Source organism: Rhizobium tropici CIAT 899 (assembly GCF_000330885.1).
GTDB lineage: Bacteria > Pseudomonadota > Alphaproteobacteria > Rhizobiales > Rhizobiaceae > Rhizobium > Rhizobium tropici.
Genome location: NC_020062.1, coordinates 109,551 through 130,656 on the forward strand (window position 1 = coordinate 109,551; position 21,106 = coordinate 130,656).

At 57.9% G+C, this 21,106-nt stretch carries 19 protein-coding genes; 8 read left to right on the forward strand and 11 right to left on the reverse strand.

All coding sequences use genetic code 11. The annotated features are described in order from the left end of the window. Positions 1–31 precede the first annotated feature (31 nt). Together RTCIAT899_RS22700 and RTCIAT899_RS22705 are read right to left on the reverse strand one after the other, a co-directional pair. On the reverse strand, positions 32–1,393 hold the full coding sequence (locus tag RTCIAT899_RS22700) for a sensor histidine kinase (protein WP_244441532.1): 1,362 nt from the start codon (positions 1,391–1,393) through the stop codon (positions 32–34). Positions 1,394–1,418: 25 nt separating this feature from the next. Beyond that, positions 1,419–2,102: a response regulator transcription factor gene (locus RTCIAT899_RS22705; RefSeq protein WP_015341877.1), complete on the reverse strand. Its 684-nt coding sequence runs from the start codon at positions 2,100–2,102 to the stop codon at positions 1,419–1,421. A 135-nt stretch (positions 2,103–2,237) separates the two neighbouring features. On the opposite strand from RTCIAT899_RS22705, the gene RTCIAT899_RS22710 reads away from it, so the two are divergent. The 4 genes from RTCIAT899_RS22710 to RTCIAT899_RS22725 all read left to right on the forward strand — a co-directional run bounded on the left by RTCIAT899_RS22710 (position 2,238) and on the right by RTCIAT899_RS22725 (position 8,607). Continuing rightward, entirely contained in the window at positions 2,238–2,909 is a 672-nt protein-coding gene (locus RTCIAT899_RS22710; protein WP_015342140.1) for a response regulator transcription factor, read from the forward strand. 259 nt (positions 2,910–3,168) lie between these two features. Continuing rightward, a complete protein-coding gene (locus RTCIAT899_RS22715; protein WP_244441533.1) occupies positions 3,169–4,251 on the forward strand; it encodes an efflux RND transporter periplasmic adaptor subunit in 1,083 nt (360 codons plus the stop codon). Continuing rightward, entirely contained in the window at positions 4,248–7,346 is a 3,099-nt protein-coding gene (locus tag RTCIAT899_RS22720) for an efflux RND transporter permease subunit (protein WP_015342142.1), read from the forward strand. Before RTCIAT899_RS22715 ends, RTCIAT899_RS22720 begins: the two co-directional genes overlap by 4 nt. 247 nt (positions 7,347–7,593) lie before the next feature. Beyond that, entirely contained in the window at positions 7,594–8,607 is a 1,014-nt protein-coding gene (locus RTCIAT899_RS22725) for an ABC transporter substrate-binding protein (protein ID WP_015342143.1), read from the forward strand. Between the two features lie 381 nt (positions 8,608–8,988). Here the strand turns inward: RTCIAT899_RS22725 and RTCIAT899_RS22730 are convergent, their stop codons facing one another. From RTCIAT899_RS22730 to RTCIAT899_RS22755, 7 genes are all read right to left on the reverse strand, one after another. Next, a complete protein-coding gene (locus RTCIAT899_RS22730; RefSeq protein ID WP_041678104.1) occupies positions 8,989–10,512 on the reverse strand; it encodes an alkaline phosphatase family protein in 1,524 nt (507 codons plus the stop codon). A gap of 312 nt (positions 10,513–10,824) precedes the next feature. Further along, entirely contained in the window at positions 10,825–10,965 is a 141-nt protein-coding gene (locus RTCIAT899_RS33560; protein WP_154660807.1) for a hypothetical protein, read from the reverse strand. Positions 10,966–11,004: 39 nt separating this feature from the next. After that, the gene (locus RTCIAT899_RS22735) at positions 11,005–11,469 is read right to left on the reverse strand and encodes a cupin domain-containing protein (RefSeq protein WP_015342145.1); all 465 of its coding nucleotides are present in this window, start codon (positions 11,467–11,469) and stop codon (positions 11,005–11,007) included. A 12-nt stretch (positions 11,470–11,481) separates the two neighbouring features. Continuing rightward, on the reverse strand, positions 11,482–12,657 hold the full coding sequence (locus RTCIAT899_RS22740) for an MFS transporter (RefSeq protein ID WP_015342146.1): 1,176 nt from the start codon (positions 12,655–12,657) through the stop codon (positions 11,482–11,484). Between the two features lie 349 nt (positions 12,658–13,006). Next, on the reverse strand, positions 13,007–13,546 hold the full coding sequence (locus tag RTCIAT899_RS22745) for an ester cyclase (protein ID WP_015342147.1): 540 nt from the start codon (positions 13,544–13,546) through the stop codon (positions 13,007–13,009). 24 nt (positions 13,547–13,570) lie between these two features. Further along, the gene (locus RTCIAT899_RS22750) at positions 13,571–13,945 is read right to left on the reverse strand and encodes a VOC family protein (protein ID WP_015342148.1); all 375 of its coding nucleotides are present in this window, start codon (positions 13,943–13,945) and stop codon (positions 13,571–13,573) included. Between the two features lie 4 nt (positions 13,946–13,949). Next, a complete protein-coding gene (locus RTCIAT899_RS22755; RefSeq protein ID WP_015342149.1) occupies positions 13,950–14,663 on the reverse strand; it encodes an SDR family oxidoreductase in 714 nt (237 codons plus the stop codon). 104 nt (positions 14,664–14,767) lie between these two features. Between RTCIAT899_RS22755 and RTCIAT899_RS22760 the strand changes: the two genes are divergently transcribed. The 3 genes from RTCIAT899_RS22760 (at position 14,768) to RTCIAT899_RS22770 (ending at position 17,799) form a co-directional block, all read left to right on the forward strand. Then, positions 14,768–15,664: a LysR family transcriptional regulator gene (locus RTCIAT899_RS22760; protein ID WP_015342150.1), complete on the forward strand. Its 897-nt coding sequence runs from the start codon at positions 14,768–14,770 to the stop codon at positions 15,662–15,664. A gap of 339 nt (positions 15,665–16,003) precedes the next feature. After that, positions 16,004–17,131, forward strand: a complete 1,128-nt coding sequence (locus RTCIAT899_RS22765; protein WP_015342151.1) for a threonine synthase — start codon at positions 16,004–16,006, stop codon at positions 17,129–17,131. Beyond that, the gene (locus tag RTCIAT899_RS22770; protein WP_015342152.1) at positions 17,128–17,799 is read left to right on the forward strand and encodes a helix-turn-helix transcriptional regulator; all 672 of its coding nucleotides are present in this window, start codon (positions 17,128–17,130) and stop codon (positions 17,797–17,799) included. Before RTCIAT899_RS22765 ends, RTCIAT899_RS22770 begins: the two co-directional genes overlap by 4 nt. Before the next feature lie 84 nt (positions 17,800–17,883). Here the strand turns inward: RTCIAT899_RS22770 and RTCIAT899_RS22775 are convergent, their stop codons facing one another. Continuing rightward, on the reverse strand, positions 17,884–18,795 hold the full coding sequence (locus RTCIAT899_RS22775) for an asparaginase domain-containing protein (protein ID WP_015342153.1): 912 nt from the start codon (positions 18,793–18,795) through the stop codon (positions 17,884–17,886). Positions 18,796–18,866: 71 nt separating this feature from the next. Further along, on the reverse strand, positions 18,867–19,889 hold the full coding sequence (locus RTCIAT899_RS22780) for an ornithine cyclodeaminase family protein (RefSeq protein ID WP_015342154.1): 1,023 nt from the start codon (positions 19,887–19,889) through the stop codon (positions 18,867–18,869). Between the two features lie 113 nt (positions 19,890–20,002). Here RTCIAT899_RS22780 and RTCIAT899_RS22785 point away from each other — a divergent pair, with 113 nt between their 5' ends. Continuing rightward, a complete protein-coding gene (locus RTCIAT899_RS22785; protein ID WP_015342155.1) occupies positions 20,003–21,013 on the forward strand; it encodes an amino acid ABC transporter substrate-binding protein in 1,011 nt (336 codons plus the stop codon). Positions 21,014–21,106 lie beyond the last annotated feature (93 nt).

A 21,106-nucleotide genomic window follows, 5' to 3' on the forward strand; every position in this document is an offset into this window, starting at 1 on the left:
AATGCCGGCCTTTTCCTTCAGGCGGGATGCCTCACATTCTACGTGAATATGATTTCCTGGCACGTTGTCCCGCGGCCGACGTTGCCGGAGCCGTTACAAGGCGAATGCGCGTACCGATCTTTGGTGAGGTGATTTCAATATGCATGCCATGCAGTCTTGCAATTGCCGAGACGAGACTGAGGCCCAGACCATTGCCGGGAGTATGCCGGCTCTTCTCGGCTCTATAGAAACGGCGGAGCACGGCGTCGGCATCCTCTGAGCGGATTCCCATGCCAGTGTCCTCCACAGTGACCGACACAACGTGGCCATCGCCTTCGACCTCAACGAGCGCTAGTCCGCCCTTTGGCGTGAACTTGATTGCGTTGTCGATCAAGTTGGCTATCGCTTCGAAAATGAGGTTGGGATCACCAGAAATGATGGCTGGCTCGTCGGTGCTCGATTGGTACGAAAGAATGATACCGGCTTCATCGGCGGCAGGCTCGAAGAAATCAACCGCATCGCGTGCAACTGCTTTCAGATCGATGTCTATGAAGCCAGACCGCCTCAGCCCGTCTTCTACCTCCGAAATTCGCAAAAGCGCACCAAACGTCTTGTGGATGCCACGTATTTCGTCGAGCGCTTCATCGATATAGCCGTGATATTCATCGATATTGGTCGCGCGCCGACGTGCACGCTCGAGACTGCCCAGTAGGCGGGTGAGCGGGGTGCGCATATCGTGGGCGATATTGTCGCAAACGCCCTTGACTTCTTGCATCAGGCGCTCGATTTCGTCGAGCATTTCATTGACCACTTCGGCGAGGCGATCGATGTCGCCGCCGGCGCGGCCTGTCGGCAGTCGCTGTTTGAGGTCTCCCTTCATGATTTGCGCGGCCGCATCGGACATGGCGTCCAGCCGACGAACCGCGCCGAAGCCAACAGCAATTGCGCCTGCAAGTCCCAGTATCGCGGTTGTGATCGATGCGAACAGCGTCGCATTTTCGAGGCGTTCGCGAAATTCGCGCTGCTCATGGAGACTTTGCGCGATGAGAATGGAGCTGCCGTCTGCACGGCGATGCAGCAATCCTCTGTAATGATCTTTCTTTGCGGCGCTGCGGTCGGCGAAATCGAAGGGAGTGTCAAAAATAGGTCGTTCTGGAAAGGCCAGGGGGACTCCTGCAACAAGCTTGCCGCTTTGGTCGAAGAGCGAAAAGGGCCGTTCGGTGGTCGTCAAATCCCGGCTTCGGGCGGATAGGCGTGAAACGATCTCGTTGGCGGGTAGGCTTTGAAGCGACTGCATTTCGCGCGTAAGCCATTCATCGCTTCTCTGGTCGAGAAAGCTCTGCATCTGCCAATCGACGAACAGAAACAGCGCACTTGCCGCCGCGCCGAACACAAGCAGGAAGGCAACCGCCAATCGGAAGCCGCTCGTCCTGAAAAGTTCAATCAGTCGCATCGAGAACATAACCTGAGCCACGAAGCGTTCGGATCAGGGGCGCAAGCCCAGGCAGATCCAGCTTCTTACGAAGCTTGCTGATATGCACGTCGATGACATTCGTCGCCTCGCCGTAGCGGTAGTGCCAGACTTCTTCGAACATCATCGTGCGAGTAACGATCTGACCTGAGTGCCGGGCGAGATATTCAAGCAACTGATATTCCCGTGGTAGAAGATCGATTGCGGTACCCGCCCGGCTGGCGGTATGCGTCAGGAGATTGATTTCAAGATCGCCGACTTTGAGAACCGTCTCCTGAGCCGTGTTGGTTCGCCGGCGCATGAGGACATCCAGCCGCGCCGTCAGCTCGAGCGCTTCAAATGGCTTCGTCAGATAGTCGTCGCCTCCAGCCTTGAGACCGCGTACCCGTTCGTCAACCGCTGAAAGCGCGCTCAAAATCAGGACCGGGGTTTGTACCGAAGCTGCCCGCAAGGCAGAGAGCATTGCGAGCCCATCAAGGGTGCCGGGCAGCATGCGATCGAGCACGATGGCGTCAAATGTGCCGGAAATCGCCTTGACCAGCCCATCGCGACCATCGGCCGACTGTGTAACGGTGCAGCCGTGGTCCACAAGTGCCGCCTCGATTTCCGACGCTGTCCCCAGGTCGTCCTCGACCACGAGTATCTTCGACACATTTCCTCCAAGAATGCTGACTAGTTTCCGCGCAATATCTAGATAATCAATGTTGAATATTCGTTCGCCTGAACATGAAATCAATTTCATCTTCGCGAGCGCTTGGAACGACGTGCTGTCTTCAACGAGGATTGAATGCGCCTGCTGGTAGTTGAAGATGATGACCGAAGTGCGGCCTATCTGAAGCGAGGCCTTTCCGAATCCGGGCATATCGTTGATGTCGCAGGCGATGGCGAACTCGGCCTCGTACTTGCAATGGAGCTGATTTACGACGGGCTGGTGGTGGACCGACTTCTGCCCAAGCTTGACGGCATCGAGCTCGTCAGACGCCTTCGCGAGATGAAGGTCAATGTGCCGGTGATCATGGTGAGCGCGCTGGCGAGCTCAATGGATCGTGTGGAGGGATTGCGTGCCGGCTGCGACGACTACCTCGCCAAGCCCTTCTTCTTCTCCGAACTCCTTGCCCGCATCGAGGCCATTACGAAGCACTTCGTAACGGAGGGCTACGAGAACACGCTGGTCGTCGGCGATTTGTCTCTCGATCTTCGGCGGCGAATTGCGCGTAGGAAGGAACGCATCATTGATCTGCAGTTCAGGGAATTCCTCCTTCTGCAGGCTCTTATGCGCAACGCAGGTTCCGTCGTAACCCGTGCGATGCTGCTTGAGGCAGCGTGGGACTATGACTTCGATCCCCGTGGCAACATCGTCGACATGCATGTCCATCGTTTACGCAAGAAGATCGACATGGGCGCAACGACAAGCATGATAATCACAGTTCCAGGCGCCGGGTATCTCATCAAGCCATAATCCGCGGCTTCGGCGAAACATAAAAAATTTTTCATCCTGGCGCGAATTCCCAGCCATTTGCGATCCGCCACATTTGCAAGCATCGCGTGGCGGATGTCCCTTGTCCGTGCGCAATTTTAAACGCTCATGGAGTTTTGCGGTGGATCGTTCCCGTGCAGGGTCAAACAGTTCAGCCAGGTCATTTTATCTTCTGGGGATAGGCGCTTTGGCGGTAGCCGGAGCAGTAGCCGGGTATCTCGTCTATTGGCCGGGGGCCGGTTTGAGCAAAGCCAAAGCATCGACATCCGAACGCGCGCCGATCCCGGTGCAGACCGCAACGGCTGCAATAAAAAATCTACCCGTCGTGCGCAGTGGTCTCGGTGTGGTTTCCCCGTTGACCGCCGTGGATGTGAAGGTTCGCGTCGACGGCCAGCTCCAGCATATCGCCTTCGCTGAGGGACAGGACGTCAAGGCTGGAGATGTCCTTGCGACAATCGATCCTCGCCCCTACGCGGCAGCCGTGGCACAGGCACAGGCGGACTACGACAAGGAGCTGGCCCAGCTCGATCAGGCCAAGATCGACGAGGCTCGGGCACAAAAGCTAACGACCACGGGCAGCGGCACGACCCAGGCTGCCCAGACGGCGGCCGCGCAAGTCAAGGTCATGGATGCCACGGCCGCATCGGGAAAGGCAGCGCTCGATACCGCGAAACTCAATCTGGAGTTCGCAACCATCACGGCACCGATCGCTGGCAGGGTAGGTCTGCGCCAGCAGCAGGAAGGAGGCATCCTGCGTACAACCGATGCGACGGGCGTAGTGACCGTCACGCAGATGCGCCCCATCTCCGTCGAATTCACGCTGACGCAGGATGATCTTCCCGATCTGGTTGCGGGACAGGCAAAGGGACAGCTGACCGTCTCGGCATATAGCCGCGACGGCGCCAAGCATCTGGCCGACGGAAAACTAAATGCGATAGACAGCCAAGTGGATTCATCGACCGGCATGGTGAAATTGAAGGCCGTGTTTGCAAACGATGACCTGTCGCTTTGGCCCGGAGAGCTGGTGACGGCAAACATAACCCTGCGCACCGATCCGAATTCGACGGTCGTGCCATCCTCGGCGATACAGAACGGGCAGACAGGTCCGTACGTCTTCGTCGTAAAGCCGGGCAACAAGGTTTCCGCCGCCTCAGTGACCACCGGCATTGCTTACTCGGGCCTCACCGCGGTCACACAAGGCATCTCCAGTGGCGAGACCGTTGTCACCTCAGGCCAGTCCCGGCTTGCCGATGGAACCGTCGTCTCCACGCAAGGTCCTGACGGTAAGAAGCTGGCCGCTGCCGGCGAGGGGGCGGTCCAATGAACCTTTCACAAATCTTCATCCAGCGCAGGGTCGGAACCTGCCTCCTGGCTGCCGGACTTCTGATCGTCGGCTCCATCGCCTACGGCTTGTTACCCATAGCGTCGCTGCCTCAGGTCGATTTTCCGACCATCCAGATCTCAAGTTCTCTTCCCGGCGCGAGTGCCGAGACAATGGCGACATCGGTTGCGACACCGCTGGAAAATCAACTTTCGACAATCTCGGGTGTATCCCAGATGACGTCGACGAGTTCGTCCGGGCGAACCTCGATTGCGCTGCAATTCGATCTCAACAGGGATATCAATGCCGCCGCGCAGGACGTTCAGGCCGCGATCAGCGCCGCAAGCGGCCAATTGCCCAAGGATCTGCCGGCCGCTCCCACCTTCCATAAGAGCAATCCGGCGGAAGCGACGATCCTCACCCTGGCGCTCACATCCGACCGCATTCCCACGACCGAGCTCGATCACTATGCGGAAGATATCATCGCGCAGCAGGTTTCGCAGATGAATGGCGTGGGCCTTGTGGACTACCATGGCCCCCAGCGGCCGGCGATCCGCATACAGCTCGATCCGGACAAGGTTGCGGCGCGGGGATTGACGATGGAGGATATTCGAAGCGCCGTCGGCCTTCAGACCGTCAATCAGCCCAAGGGGCAGCTGGCCGGCAACGGACGGACAGTCGTTCTCGATGCGACCGACCAAATCATGGACGTCCCTGCATTTCGTTCGATGGTGATTGCCTATAAGAACGGCTCGCCCATTCGCGCGGAGGATCTCGGAACGGTGGTCTCTGCTCCGGAGGACGTCAACCAGGCGGCCTGGCTGCAGGATACGCGGTCGGTGATGCTGGATGTCCATAAAATGGCCGGTTCAAACGTGCTTGATACCATTCAGGGCATCAAGGCGAAGCTACCACAAATGGAGGCAGGGCTGCCGGCCGGGATCAAGCTGTCGGTTGTCGCGGACAGGTCGGGCATGATCCAGTCCTCGGTCGATGACGTCAAGGTAACGATCCTCATCACGATCGGCCTGGTCGTGCTGGTGATCTTCAGTTTTCTGCGAAATCTGTGGGCGACGATCATTCCGGCGGCAACTATTCCGCTGTCCTTGATTGGTACTTTTGCCGTCATGTATCTCGCCGGCTACAGCCTCGATAATCTCTCGCTCATGGGATTGACCATCGCCGTCGGGTTTGTGGTCGATGACGCCATCGTGGTCATCGAAAATGTGATGCGACATGTCGAAGAGGGAAAGTCCGCTCTCGACGCCGCTGTCGAGGGATCGCGAGAGGTGGGCTTTACCATCGTTTCGATGACTGTCTCGCTGGTTGCCGTTTTCATTCCCATCCTGCTGATGAGCGGGATTGTCGGTCGCCTTTTCCGTGAATTTGCCGTGACGATCAGCGTGGCGATCATGATATCTGGGCTTGTTTCGCTGACCGTCACTCCGATGATGTGCGCCTGGTTGATCAAGCATGATCACGACAAATCGCACGGTGCATTCTTCCGCTGGTCGGAGGCATTCTTCGAAAAATGCACGGCGGGATATGGAAGAGCGCTCGATCTCGTTCTTCGCAGCCGCATGATAGTGCTTGTCGTCGCTGTCGCCACGATGGCGGTGACGGGCTGGCTTTACGTTTCCATCCAGAAGGGCTTCATTCCGCAACAGGATACGGGATGGGTTCAAGGGCAGGCGCAGGCTGCAACCGACATATCCTTTGCGGATATGTCGACGAAGATGCAGGAACTCGCGCATACCGTTATGGCCGACCCCGCCGTTGATAACGTCGCCTATTGGATCAACCCCAGTCCATCGGCCAGCGTCGGCCAGCTTCAGATCAATCTGAAGCCGATCGGCACGCGAAGCCCAGCATCTGCAGTGCTGTCGCGTCTGCGAACGGCGACGGCGGGCTTGGAGGGACTGACGGTCGGCCTGCAGGTTCGTCAGGATGTCCAGATCGGTGGACGGTCTTCCGCTTCGCAATACCAATACACGCTTCAAGATCCGGATACGGCGGAGCTCGATCTATGGGCAGCGAAAATGACCAAGGTTTTGAAGGGGCTTCCCGAGCTGCAGGATGTGATTTCCGACAAGCAGCAGGCTGCAACCAGCCTCACGCTCGATATAGATCGCTCAACGGCGTCCAGGCTCGGCGTCAGCGTTTCCCAGATCGATCAAACGCTTTACGATGCTTTCGGGCAACGCCAGATCGCGACGATGTACACGCAGGTCAGCCAATACCACGTCGTGATGGAGCTTGCGCCGCAGTTCGCCCTATCGCCGGAGGCGCTGTCGCACCTCTATGTCAAGTCTTCCACCACCGGCAAGCTTGTTCCGCTCAGCATGCTTGGATCGCTGAAGACAGGCGTTCTGCCTGTTTCCATAAATCACCAGGGGTCCCTTCCGGCAACGACGATCTCTTTCAACCTGAGACCGGGCAGCGCCCTCAGCGATGCTGTGACGGCGATCAAGGCGGCGGAGACGAGAGCCGCCATGCCGGCAACCGTCATCGGCACTTTCCAAGGGACGGCGCAGGCATTCCAGGATTCGCTGCGAAGCCAGCCATGGCTCATTCTAGCCGCCATCGTAGCGGTCTACATCGTGCTGGGCGTCCTCTATGAGAGCGCCGTGCATCCGCTGACGATCATCTCCACGCTGCCGTCCGCAGGCCTTGGAGCCCTGCTGGCCCTGAAACTGGCCAATCTGGACCTGTCCATCATGGGGATGATCGGCATCATTCTGTTGATCGGCATCGTCAAGAAGAATGCGATCATGATGATCGACTTTGCGCTTGTTGCCGAACGAACGCAGAAGCTGGCGCCACAAGATGCCATAAGACAGGCCTGCATGCTGCGGTTCCGACCCATCATGATGACGACGCTTGCGGCATTGTTCGGAGCAGTTCCGCTGGCATTGGGAACCGGACCTGGATCGGAATTGCGCGTCCCTCTAGGCATCGCGATCGTCGGCGGCCTGATCGTCTCGCAGGCGCTGACTTTGTTCACCACACCCGTCATCTATCTCGCATTCGACAGTTTGCGGGGCAGGGCGACAAGGCAGCCGTCGCGTCTGCAGGCGGCGATTGGGTCATTCCGATGACGAAGTGCAATCGGATCTGCGTCCGTGCTGGAGATCGTCAGCATGGACCAAAGATCCTTGGCACCAAACTTCAAGGATATTGTTCCACCAACAACCCTGGTGAAATTAGCGGCAATATCGCTGCATGGGACCGGAAATTGAAAGCTGGCTGAAAGCTTGCGCCGCGTAAGCTCCTCTAGCTTCGTGGAGGAAGCGCGTGCCGTGCCGTTGTCAATCGGCGCGGTACACAATTGGAGAGGAGGACTTCATGCGTGCATCCAGCATTCTCAGATATTCCGCGGCTTTTTCCCTTGCGGTAGCCGCCGCCGGGTTTGCGGCAACGGCGGCACAGGCAGCTGACAAGATTTCCATCATGGTGGGCGGTTACGAAAAGCAGATCTATCTGCCGGCCAAGCTTGCCGAAGGGCTTGGCTACTTCAAGGATGAAGGTCTGAACGTCGAGCTTCTCAACGAGCCCGCGGGTGTTGATGCGGAAAACGAAATGCTCGCAGGCGCCGTCCAAGGCGTCGTCGGCTTCTACGATCATTGCATCGACCTCCAGGGCAAAGGCAAGTTTGTCGAATCCGTCGTGCAGTTCAGCCAGGCGCCGGGCGAAGTCGAGCTGGTGTCGGCCAAGCATCCGGAAATCAAATCCCCCGCCGACTTCAAGGGCAAAAACCTCGGCGTCACCGGCCTTGGTTCCTCGACCAACTTCCTGACGCAGTATCTGGCCATCAAGGCCGGCCTGAAGCTGGGGGAATTCACCTCCGTTCCGGTCGGTGCCGGCCAGACCTTTATCGCCGCCATGCAGCAGGATGCCATTCAGGCCGGCATGACGACCGAGCCGACGGTCTCGCGTCTCCTGAAGACCGGCGAAGCCAAGATTCTCATCGACATGCGCACGATGGCCGGGACAAGGGCCGCTCTAGGCGGGACCTATCCCGCTGCGTCACTTTATATGCAGGAGTCGTGGGTCAAGGATCACAAGGACGAGGTGCAGAAGCTTGCGAATGCTTTCGTCAAGACGCTGCATTTCATCAACACCCATTCGGCCGCCGAGATCGCCGACAAGATGCCGAAAGACTTCTATGTCGGCGACAAGGAAGGCTATGTGAAGGCGCTTGAAAACGGTAAGGCGATGTTCACGCCCGATGGCGTGATGCCGGAAGACGGCCCGAAAACCGTTCTTGCCGTGCTTTCCGAGTTCTCCAAGAACGTGCAGGGCAAGGCGATCGATCTGTCAAAGACCTACACGACGGAATTCGTCAAGAAGGCCATGTAATTTAATTGGTTTGGGCCGCTTCCGGAACGGGCTGGAGGCGGCTTTCACCTTACTCGCGAGAGGTTCAGTATAGTCTCGATAAGGCCACGTGATCCCCCGCCCTGTGAAATCCGGTGAGGCGGCAGGGAAGCTCCCGGCGGTCAAAGGCCAGCACGGCATATCGCCGAAGTTGATCTCTTGAAATTCTTTGAGGAGGAAACACCGGCTATGGGACAGGCTGGCCGTTGATTTCCGCTAACAACCGACCCTTGCCGCTCGTGTTGTCAAGTTGGCATGAAGAAACACTGGCGCAAAGTTTGCGCCAGTGTTTCATGGGACAAGTCGCGATGCCCTCATCTGTCTTGTCCCCTCAATGTAGGAGGAGAAGCGCAGCTGCATGTGTTAGAAAGGCGTGCCAGGCAGTGCTTGCGTCGCCTCTTTCTGAACCGCCTGCAATTCCTTCGGATCGTAACCAAGTGCCTGCAGGACCGTCGGCGCCACCTGCGTCGTCTGCACCAGCGCTGTGATCGTGCGCGGGGAGATCGACGGATTGCTCAGAAGCAGCGCCACGTTGCGGTCATTGGCATTGCTGCCACCATGTTCAGCGATTTTCTTGCCACCCGTATAGACCACGCCGGGATTGACGGTCACGATGAAATCGGGCGCGCGCGTGTCGCTGGCCGGGTCCTGGTAGGCCAACGCCACCTGATTGCTGGTCAGCACCTGGCCGATGCCGAGCGTCTTGCCCTGATCCTTCAGGTACTCGGTTGCGGCGGCCAGTGATTTTGCCCGCTCGTCCGGCTTCAGCCAGATCAACGATGCATCGTCGGCGATGTGGAAGGCATAGCCCGGGATTTTTGTGTACGGATCTTCGTCGGTCGGTTGGAACTTCGACGGATCGATCGGTGACTGGCCGTGTTTCGACGCAATGACAACGAGCGTGGTGTCGTCGAGCTTATTATCGTGCAAGGCGCCGACCAACTCGCCCAAGGCGTGGTCGACGTAATCAAGTTGCAGCGCCAGCCCGTTGTTCGGCGTGCCGTTGGCATCTGCATAGCCGCCGATCAGACCGGCCTCATCGCCAGGCCCTGCTTTCGGCAATTTCTGCCCAACGCTGACGGCCTGCAGATTCAAGCCAAACAGTGCCGGAACGGGCTCCTTATTCGCACCCGTGCTGTCGAGCCCTTTGATTTCATTGAGCACGGCTTTCACATGAGCCTCGTCAAATTCCCGCTCAGCCTTGAAGCTGCCGGTGGTTTTCACCTTGCTGCCGGGAATGAGCGAATCCTGTTCGAGCGCATACAGATCGTCGACACCCTTGCCGGATGGCCCATTGAGCCATTCATAGGCAGGATGCTTGTCGCTCCAGGCAGTACCGCCGCCATGCTGGTGCACGATCTCGAACACGTTGTTCACACGGACGAAGTCGTGAGGGAATACCGGCTTGCATTCGCCGTTCGCCAGCGTGCGTGGCAGCTTGGCCGGATCAATCTGCGTCATCGGTTTGCCGGGTGTGCCGCCGCCATCGAGGCGGGTATCGTCGACGTCTATGGTCTCGGCGAAATTGACCTCGGTACCCGGATTGCCCTGGCATTTCGAGTCTGCGGCAAAATAGCTGCGATCGAAGGAATCATCATAATAGACACCCGTCACAGCGGGGGTGCCACCGGTCACTTGCGCGACCAGACCTGGGAACGAATCCGAGGGATTGGTGGTGACGGCGTTCGGGTAAAACACGCCGGTCTTCTGAAGAGCTGCCATCGTGCTTTGCGGATGGGCCGCAATGTAATTCGCCAAATCCACTGCGTGCAGACCGTCGACCGAAATCAACAACACATGTTCATAGGGCTTGGCGTTCGCCGGAGCTGCAGCCGCCAGGCAGGGCAGCGACGTCCCGAGCAAAAGACTGACCATAAATCTATACATCCACGCCTCCTTGATGGAAATAAGCCCCCAGGGCACGCTAGTGTCGAGGCATGACAGAGTGATGAATTGGAGACTACTCTTAAGCCGGACACACCGTTGACTAGCCGGAGATCACGACACCGCACGGGTCATTTGCGCAGAGATTTCACCTAATTTCGCATTTCGTCGCGACCCTGTCTGGAGGGTCAATATTGTACGTCCGCCAACGGGTTCTCAGCCGCTGCGTGGATCAACCTCAAACGCAAATCCGGGTCAAAGCGTTGTGGAACTGAACACCGATGTTCTCACGGAGGAATTTCAGACGCATAGCTCTCACAATGCAAGGGCCGCCAGTTCGTATCCGTTCACATCATTACCATATTTCCGGTATCGCTCATGAAAGTCGCCGAGAACCATTTTGCCGAACACACCGCCGGTTTCCATTCGACGATGGGCAAGCGACTGCTGCGCCAATCTAGCAATCCTTTCTTAGGGCATTTAGCTGGATTAATCCTACGATTTAGCGGGCCAGTCGGAAAGTAGCGTGATGCCGAATTGCGGTGCGGTAGCCTTGAGACGGGAAACGTCTGCTTCGGATGGCAGGTCAGCACTTTCATCAGTGGGTATCTGGTAGCCGGCGTCTTCGACAAAGGCATCGAACAGCGAGGGCGAACCGACCAGAATGTACCGTGCCATTCTTCCCGTCATATTCATGAGCTGGTGGGGAATGCCGCGGGCCATGAAGATGCTGTCACCGGCCGTCAGTGTGTGCTCCTTTCGATCAATGATCGCGGTCAGCGCCCCGTCGATCATGTAGATGGTTTCGTCATCGTCCGCGTGGACGTGGATTGGCGTTTTCGTGTTGCCATCGCTTCGATTTTCAAAGAGGCAGAACTGGCCGTTCGTCTCTTCACCCGACAGCAGGCGCTTCATAGCAACGCCAGCCAGTACGAACGTCTTGATGTTGTTCTCGGTCATGGTTGATCCCTTTCAGTTCTTGTAGGCTGCATTTTCAGTCTGAGGGCCGGACAATGTCCTGCCGATCAAAACCACGACCAACGCGATCACCGGGATTCCGGCGGCGATAAATGGCAGGCTCGTGAAGCCGAGACCGTGCGCAACCATGGTTCCGCCAAGCCATGCGCCGAGCGCGTTGCCGACGTTGAAGGCTGCGATGTTGAGGCTGGAAGCAAGGCTCTCACCAGCACCCTTTGCCTTCTGCATGACCCACATCTGAAGGGGCGCGACCGTCGAGAAGGCTGCGGCACCCAGCAGGGCCACCATCGCGATGGTCAGAATCTTGCTGTGAACGACGAGGCCGAAGACGATCAGAACGGCTATCAGGGCGACCAGGGTGCCGATGACGGTCGGCTGCAGGAAGCGGTCTGCAAGCTTGCCGCCTGCGAGGTTGCCGAGGACGAGTCCGCCCCCGAAAACCAGCAGGATCGGAGAGACTGCTCCCTCACTGAACCCCGTTACCTCGGTCAGCAGCGGTGCAATGTAGGTGAAGACTGTGAACAGGCCGGCGAAACCAAGTGCTGTAACCAAAAGGCCGATGATGACCGAGGGGTTCATCATGGCCCGGAGGTCGGCGCGCCAGTCACTGGCAGCCGCAGTGGCGTGGTCGGAAGGGACGTAACGGGCGATCACTGCCAGGGCGGCGATGCCAATTGCGGTGACAGCCCAGAAAGTCGCCCGCCAGCCGAGTTCAAGGCCCAGCCAGGTGCCGAACGGCACGCCAAGGATGTTCGCCGCGGTCAGTCCCGTGAACATGACAGCGATGGCGGACGCCTTGCGATCCGGGTTGACCAGCGAGGTTGCGACGACCGAACCGACACCGAAGAAGGTGCCGTGAGCCAGCGCCGTCACAACACGCGCGACGAGCAGGAACCAGTAGCTCGGCGCGAGCGCACAGGCGAGGTTGCCAATGGTGAAGATGACCATCAGTGCCAAAAGCACCTTCTTGCGGGACCAGCCGGATAGAAGGACGGTCAGGAGCGGCGCGCCGACTGCAACGCCGATCGCATAGCCGGAGATCAGCAGTCCGGCTGTCGGGATTGATACGTTGAGGGCGGTCCCGACCTGGGTCAAAAGGCCCATGAGCACGAATTCGGTGACGCCAATCCCGAAGGCTCCGATTGTGAGGGCGTAAATCGCAATAGGCATTCTCTTCTCCTTGTCGTTTGCCAGCCGACAAAAGGCACGGTTTTCCGATCGGGATCACGACGCGTATCCCGTTGCCGATGAGGACTGAACCTAGTTGATCGCGCTTAAGCGCTTGCGATGTGGCGGCGGACGACGTGATCCATCCGGCGCTGACCTTCGTCTTGAGAAAGCTGACTTCCAGACAGAGAACGATCTTGAAACATTAGTCTTCGACGTGGTGGCGATCATTCGTGGAATGACGGACATGGCAGGCATCCGGCGAGAGCTGTACGGGGTCGCTCTGTGCGCACGAACCCGGCAGGCCGTGTGGCATCTCGGGCTGACGCCGCCAAAGGCACCAGGTCAACCGTCACTTCATCGACACGACGCCCATCTGCTTGAGCAGCGTCAGATTGTCCTCTATGTGCCAATTGTCGGTCACCTTGCCGTTGGTTACTTTCAAAAGATCGGTCGCTATGAACTCGATTGTTTCACCCGCCCCCTTTGTCGAGGCAAACGTCCCGGTGAAATGACCACGGAAGACCATGTGGACGGTGACGTAGTCGCCGGAAAATACCATCTTGCGGACTTCGACGGACAGATCCGGGACGGCGGCCCGGAAAGTCTTCGACGCGAAGGCGGGACCATCAGGTCCCTGCGGACGACCGTCCGGTAGTGTGTGGTCGGTGAAGGAGGGCGAGATCGCGGCCTTGAGATCCGCCTCGTCTCCCGTGTTCCAGAAGGTGTAGAAATGCCGGGCTGCCGTCTCCGCCGAAGCCTCGGCATGTGATCGCTTCACTGAATGGACGATGTCGTCGATCTTCAGCGGCGCGGCGGCAAAGGCCGGAGTTGACAGGGAAATTGCAATAGCGGCAGCCGCAAGGCGGCCTGTCACAGCGCTCTTGATCATTGTCTTCAATCCTGTTTTGGTTGGTCAGTTGGTTTCGGCGTCGCCTCGGAAGACGAGTTCGAGAAGAATGCCGCCCGGGGTGCGGACAAACAGTCGCCGTTCCCCGAGTTCAGAAAGATCCATGGTGGAGTACGGGATTCCTGTCTCGTCCAGCTTGTGGCGGAAGGCGTCGTAGCCTTCAAGGCGGAAGCCCACATGGTCGATCATCTCAGCATCCCGACGCATGGTCGGCCCGCCGCCGGGAGTGAGATGGACGATCGGTTCGTCACCGCAATAAAGCCAGTACCCCGGAAAGCTGAAGTTTGGCCTGAAGCCGATGGTCAGGCCAAGCAGGTCCTGCAGGAACTGCCGTGTTGCTTCCAGATCCGCGGTCCTCAGCGTCACATGATCGAGCTGCATGGTATCACCCGATCACGCCGCCACCATCGACACGGACCGTCGAGCCGGTGGCAAACGGCGTCGTCATTAAAAAGAGAACGGCGTTGGCGATATCGGAAGGCTGACCGACCGTCTTGGCGGGCAGACTGCTCGCAACGCGCTCGAACATTGCAGTGCGGTTCGCCTCATCCATCTTTGCCCAGATCGGCGTATCGATCAGGCCCGGCGACACAGCATTGACCCGAATGGGAGACAGTTCCAACGCCAGACCACGCGCGAGCGATTCCAACGCAGCGTTGATCGCTCCTTGCAAAACGGACGAAGCCGATGGGCGCTCGCTCAGGAACCCCGAAATAAAGGTCAGCGTGCCACGCTCCGATATCCGTGCAGCCCTTGCGATCCGGTAAGCACCCCAGAACTTGCTTTCCATCGCTTTCTTCGCGTCGTCAATCGAGAGCTTGCGAACCGGACCGCTGGGCGTCTGGGCGGCGGAGATGACGATGTGGTCCCATGCATCGTGAGATGCAAAGAAACTCTCGATCCCGTCCCCGTCACCGGTGTCCAGGACGGCGGTCGCCATCGGAGGGTTGACCGACGCTGCAGCCTCACCGAGCTTGTCGGCCGATCTCGATGCGATCGTGACCGCGGCCCCTGCGGCATGCGCCAGCTGTGCCGCCGCAAGTCCGATGCCGGAGCTGCCGCCGACGACGAGGACGCGCTTCTGATTCAACGATGTCATGTCCATCACTCCGCGTTCGGTTTCGATGTTGATAAGTTAGCGCTCCAACGCTCTTGCGATAACAGAGATTGTTGTCGACGGTCTCTTGCTATATTAGCAAGAATATGAGCGACAACTTTCTCGACATGCTAGTCTTCGTGCGGGTAGTTCAGGCGGGCAGTCTTTCAGGTGCTGCACGCGAGCTGAACTTCTCGCTGACCGTGATCAGCCGCAAACTATCCAGGCTGGAGGAGCGACTGGGTGTCCGGTTGATCAATCGGACGACGCGTTCTCTGGCGCTGACCAACGAAGGTGCACGGTTCTATGACCGCTGCGTCCAGATCCTGGCGGAGATCGACGATGCCGAGACGGAAGCATCGAGCGGTAGGGATACCGCAACCGGTATACTGAAGGTCACATCGACCTTCGCATTCGGCATTAGACGGATTGCGCCATTGCTCAGCCAATTCCAAGAGATGAATCCTGGCCTACTCGTGCATCTCGACACGGACGACAGCCTCGTCAACATCGTCGAAGGCGGCTACGATCTTGCGATACGCTTCGGCGCGCTCGCCGACTCCAGTCTGGTCGCCAGGCAGATTGCACCGAACAGGCGCGTCATCTGCGCCGCGCCCGCCTATCTCGATCGCCGCGGACGGCCCGAAAGGATCGAAGACCTGATCCGCCATGAGGTCATTGCGTTTGGCGAACCGCCGAACAATAACTGGACCTTCGCCGACGGTCGCAGCGTAAATGTCATGGGGAGGCTCACGACTAACAACGGCGAGCTTGCGCACCGCTGGGCGCTTTCGGGATCAGGACTTGTCCTGAAGTCGATCTGGGACGTTTGTGACGACATCGAAAGCGGCAAGCTGGAGATCGTCCTCCCCGAGGTTCATCTTGCTGCGGCGCCGATCCACGTCGTTTTCCCGCACAGCCGGCTTGCAGCCGCCAAAGTCCGGTTATGTATCGAGTTCTTGGCAAGCAGACTGAAGTCATCGCACGCATCGCTTCAATTTTGAAATCGAGGCGGATATGTCAGTCCGAAAATAAGCGCGTATGCGCGGGGCGACTTTAGATATTCCAAGCGCTTTAGGGAGATGGGTTTGTGGGCCGACGGTTCGATCTCATCACATCAACGGATTGCGGGGCATAATCCGCCCATGCCGAAAATTTGTTCGTTCAACGCTTTTGAGCGCTGCGAGAGGACGGGGTTGCACCATTCGTGATAAGGCGTCGGCCTGATGTGAACGACGTTTCTTCCCGCTTCGCCGCATTTTCAGTGACTTTACAGATCGTCTTAAATCGCATTAAATGTCTAGTTGCGAATATTTTAGTGTCTCTCACAAAGGTAGCTCGGCGTGTCCAAAGCGACTTATGTTGATCCAATCACGGGTCGTACCTATCCATTGGAAATTCCGCGGTGGTGCTCGGACGAACAAACGCCGCTTCTGATCACGCCTCAAGTTGGTATCTCCCGCGATGAGATTGAACGCGACATCCGGTCTCTTTGGCGCTATCGGGCGTCGCTCCCTATTAGGATCGAAGCGCCGATCTCGTTGGGCGAAGGCTGCACGCCACTTGTTCAAGGCCATTGGGAAGATTTTCGTCCTTACTTCAAGCTCGAATGGTTCAACCCGACCTTAAGCTTCAAAGATCGTGGAACAACGGTGATGCTGTCTGCGATGAGGCAATTGGGGGTCGACGCTGTTCTCGAAGACAGTTCCGGGAATGGCGGCGCGTCTGTCGCAGCCTATGGCGCGGCGGGAGGAATGCGCGTGAAAATCTTTGCCCCCTCCTACACATCACCTGCAAAAATCGCGCAAGTCGGAGCCTATGGCGCGGAAGTCGAGCTCGTTGACGGCCCACGTGAGGAATCGCAGGCGATGGCGATCCGTCAGTCGAAGGAGGTTTTTTACTGCAGCCATAACTGGCAGCCGTTCTTCCTCCAGGGAACGAAGTCCTTTGCCTATGAGCTGTGGGAAGACTTCAACTTCTCGGTTCCGGACAATATCGTCGCGCCGGCCGGTGCGGGAAGCACGCTGCTTGGATGCTACATCGGCTTCCAGGAATTGAAGGCGGCGGGACAAATCGACAAGCTTCCTCGTCTGTTCGCTGCTCAACCTTTTAACTGCTCCCCGATCGATGCAAGCTTCAAGGCTGGTGTTGACGACCCTGTCGAACGGGGGGTCAGAAAGACACTTGCCGAAGGAACAGCAATTCGGGAGCCGCTTCGTTTGCGGCAGCTTGTCGATGCTCTTCGCCAGACAGGCGGCTCCACCGTTGCGGTCTCCGAGCAAGACATCATCGCAACATTGAAGAAGCTTGGAAGGGCTGGACTCCTTGCCGAGCCGACATCGGCGACTGCTGCTGCCGCTCTTGACCACCTCATTCGAGACAAAATGATCAGTGAACGTGAAAATACTGTGGTGATTTTGACGGGAACTGGCATAAAAAGTGCGCAAGTCATTGCGGAAATTTTCGAATGAACGAAGCGGTAAGAACAAAACAGTCCTTAGCAGGCGAGGGTATGGCGAAAAACAAGGAGGCAGATGCACTCTTTAGTCAACTCGACAAGATCGCCGAGGGATTGGCCGAAACCTTCGCTCCATTCTGTGAGGTCGTCCTGCATGACCTGCGTGATCCCAAGCATGCGATCCATTCCATTCACAATAATCTGTCTGACCGCAATGTCGGTGATCCTGCGACTGAGCTTGGCCTTGCGCGTATTGCAGATCCGGACTATCCGCAGGTCATTGCGAATTATGCCAATCAGTTTGCAGATGGTCGTCAGGCAAAAAGCACATCGATCGGTATTAAAGACGCTAGCGGGCACTACGTTGCCGCTCTGTGTCTCAACATCGACCTGACAATTTTTCATAGTCTTCAATCGGTTCTACAGGCGTTTGGATCGGTAGACGGCGCCGGCCCTAGCCGTGAATCTCTGGTGCCGGCTGGACCGAACGCCATACGCGGCAAAATCGACGAGTTTGCCGCGCGTCTCTCGACCACGCCGCGCGCGCTGAAGGCTGAGGACCGTCGCGTTCTTCTTCGCGAGTTAAGGGATTCTGGTCACCTGAATATCAGGCGCTCGATGGATGTTATCGCCGCACACCTCGGTGTCTCCCGCGCGACGGTCTATACCGACGCGAAGTAAACGTTTCCGCGACGGCGGCAAGACCGACGCGGAAATTGCTCTTCCGATCCTACCGTGCTGAAGAGAGCCGTCTTTGCTCGAAGACTATTGGGCCGAATGACCCAGTTCCGCGATCAAGCGGATGCGTGCCTTCGACGCATTCAAGCCATCATAGCCAGTCGTGATCATCCCGAGACTTTGCGCGTGCTGATAGGCATATTTCGTCACCGCCGGATTCACCCGGATACCCTGGGCGCAGCGTGTCGACAAAACGACCGGAATACGGCGCGCTGCTTCACGCAGACGCGTTTCAGATTGTGCCGAGAACCCGCCAGCACCCTTTCCCGCCAGCACGATGCCATCAAGTTCGGAAATATCCGGGAAGCCGGCAATTGCTCCGAAGGTTTCCGAGACAATCGCAACACGGGCGTCGAGATCGTCGACATCAAGGTCGGCATATGTGTCTGCAACCGTGGAGAAACCTGTAAGGGTGACGATGTCCGCGTCTATCGAACCACGAAGCGCCGTGTCCGGTCCAAATGGCTGGATCGCTTGCGGCCAGACTTTGACAATGGATGACGGGTCGAAAATTCGTCCGGCAAAGCAGACAAGTGGAGCCGCTCCCTGCGGCATGGCTTTCGCAAGTCTTGCAGCGTCCTTCAGATTCCGCGGCCCATCGGCATTTGCATCCCCTCCGGGAATTGCTGCACCCGTCAGGACCACCGGGCGATCGCGATCGAAGAGGAGGGCGGCGGCATAGGCTACGTCCTCCATGGCGTCGGTACCACAACAGAGCACGAAGGCGTCGCAATTCTGATCTTGCCGCATGACGTCGCGCGCCCGGCAGATGGACTTGAAATTCAGGTCGCAGCTATCGACCGCATCGACATCATGGCCGATCCAGTCTGTGCTGGTGTCGAGCTCTATGAGATCGCGTGCCAGCAGCCGCTTGATTGATCCATCTGGTTGATAGTTCTCCGTGATCGTGCCGCCGCAGTTCAGAAGTCCTATTCTCATCCTATTATGCCTTCGTGTTCATGGTGTCGGTTGTCGTTTCGGTCAGCGCCAGGCTGGATTCTGCATCGAGATCACCATGGCCAGGCAATCTGAGTGCCGTATCCACCTTCGATCGCACGACGGTAAAGCATTCGACCGACCGTGAGGTCCTGCAGCGCCAGCCCTGTCATGTCGAAAATGGTAATATCGTCAGGCTGTCGCGATAAGACGGCATCACCAGTCAGAATGCTGCCGATTTCGACCTCATGGCCGGCTTCCTTCAGCCATTGCCCTTCGCCGATCTGCCGACTTTGTTCGCGGTCGTCAACAAAGAGCCTTGCGCGGGGTAATATACCTTCCGGCAATTCGCGCTTGCCCTTGGTGTCTGTCCCAACGGCATTGATATGGGTGCCCGACTTGACCGCGTCCGCCGAAAAAAGAGGTCCGTTTCCAGGCGTCGCCGTGATCACGATGTCGCTTTCGGAAACCGCCTCGTCCGGATCGGTCTCATGCGTGAGTGAGCAGCGCGATGCAAAAGCTGCCTCGAAGGCTGGGTCAGGACGGCCTTTCGAGGTGATGTAGCGGACAGTACTGGTTTGGGGCAGCAGGTCCAAAGCGAGATCGAGCTGTACGCGTGCTTGTACCCCAGTGCCAAACACGCAGATATGCGTGCTTTCCGGCCGCGCCAGCAGTTCGAGGCCCAGTCTTCCTGCGGCACCCGTGCGAGCGGTCGTGATGGCATTGCCGTCAACGATGCATATCGGGCGTCCGGATGCGGGGTCGAACAGCATGATCGTCGCCTGATGGGGTTCTCCGCCGATTGCTCTGTTGGAATGCCAGAAACCGGCTGCTTTGAAACCAAGGAGCGCCTGGCTTTGCACGTCGCCCGATTTGATGCCGAAAATTCCGCCGGTATCAAGTCTCTCCCGCACGACTGGGAAGATGCGCCCCTTTCTCTGGCTATGCAGGACGAAGGCTTCTCTTACGGCTTCAAGCACATCGCCGGGGTTGAGAAGCGGCTGGATCTGCGGGCCGGAGAGAGTAAGGAGCACGGCGTCACGAGGCTTGGGCGTCAAGATTTCGGATGGGGCGGCGGCCAAGCCAATGGGCAACATTTAGGCATCCTGTCATTTGCTTAAAAATAATGCTTGCCAAAATATCTAAAACTGGATGATATGTCTAGCGCGACACGATGAATGATGTCGTTACGAGCTAAAAGGGGAATTTCATGAAAGTGTTGTTTTTAGCCCTGGGCATCTGCGTGATCGCCACGGCGGCAATGGCTGGTCCGACCCTGGACAAGACCAAAGGTGCAGGAACACTCCGTTGCGGCGTATCGACGGGCCTTGCCGGTTTCGGCGCGCCGGACGGCAAGGGCGCATGGGCAGGTCTTGACGTGGATGTTTGCCGCGCAGTGGCAGCAGGCGTGTTGGGAGACGCGACGAAAGTGACCTTCGTCCCGCTGACGTCATCCCAACGCTTCCCGGCCATTCAGTCCGGCGAAGTTGATGTTCTCTCGCGAAATTCCACCCATACGCTGTCTCGTGATACCGATCTCGGGCTCAACTTCGCGCCGGCGACATTCTATGACGGCCAGGGATTCCTCGTGAAATCCTCGCTCGGCGTGACATCCGCAAAGGGTCTGGACGGCGCAAGTGTATGTGTCGAGCCCGGCTCCACCGCCGAACTTAACATTCAGGACTACGCCCGCAAGGTGGGTATTACCCTCAATCCGATCGTGATCGACAACCAGGCCAATATCGAACAGGCCTTCTTCAGTGGCCGTTGTGACGCCTATTCGACCGACAAGTCGTCGCTTGCTGCGTCTCGCGCGTCGAAGGCCTCCAATCCCGCCGATTATGTCATTCTCCCTGAGACGATTTCCAAGGAGCCCTTGGCACCTGTGGTGCGCCACGGCGACGACGAATGGCTCGATATCGTGGATTGGACGGTGTGGCTGCTGTTCACCGCGGAAGAGAAGGGCGTAACGTCTCAGAATGTTGACGAAATGCTCAAAAGCTCCGATCCGGAAGTCCAGCGCATCCTGGGTGTCGTCCCTGGAATGGGCAAGGCACTCCATCTTGACGACAAATGGGGCTACAACGTCATCAAGCAGGTCGGCAATTACAGCGAAATCTTCAATCGCAACGTCGGTCCGGACACGCCTCTGAAACTGGAGCGTGGGCTCAACAAGCTGTGGTCCGATGGCGGCCTGATGTACTCACCACCTTTTATCTGAGAGCCAATTGAAGCGCGCTCGGAGGTCCACTTCGAGCGCGTGATCTGCCGGCATGCGCACAGGTGTCGGCTACGTTCAAGCAAGGCGATGATC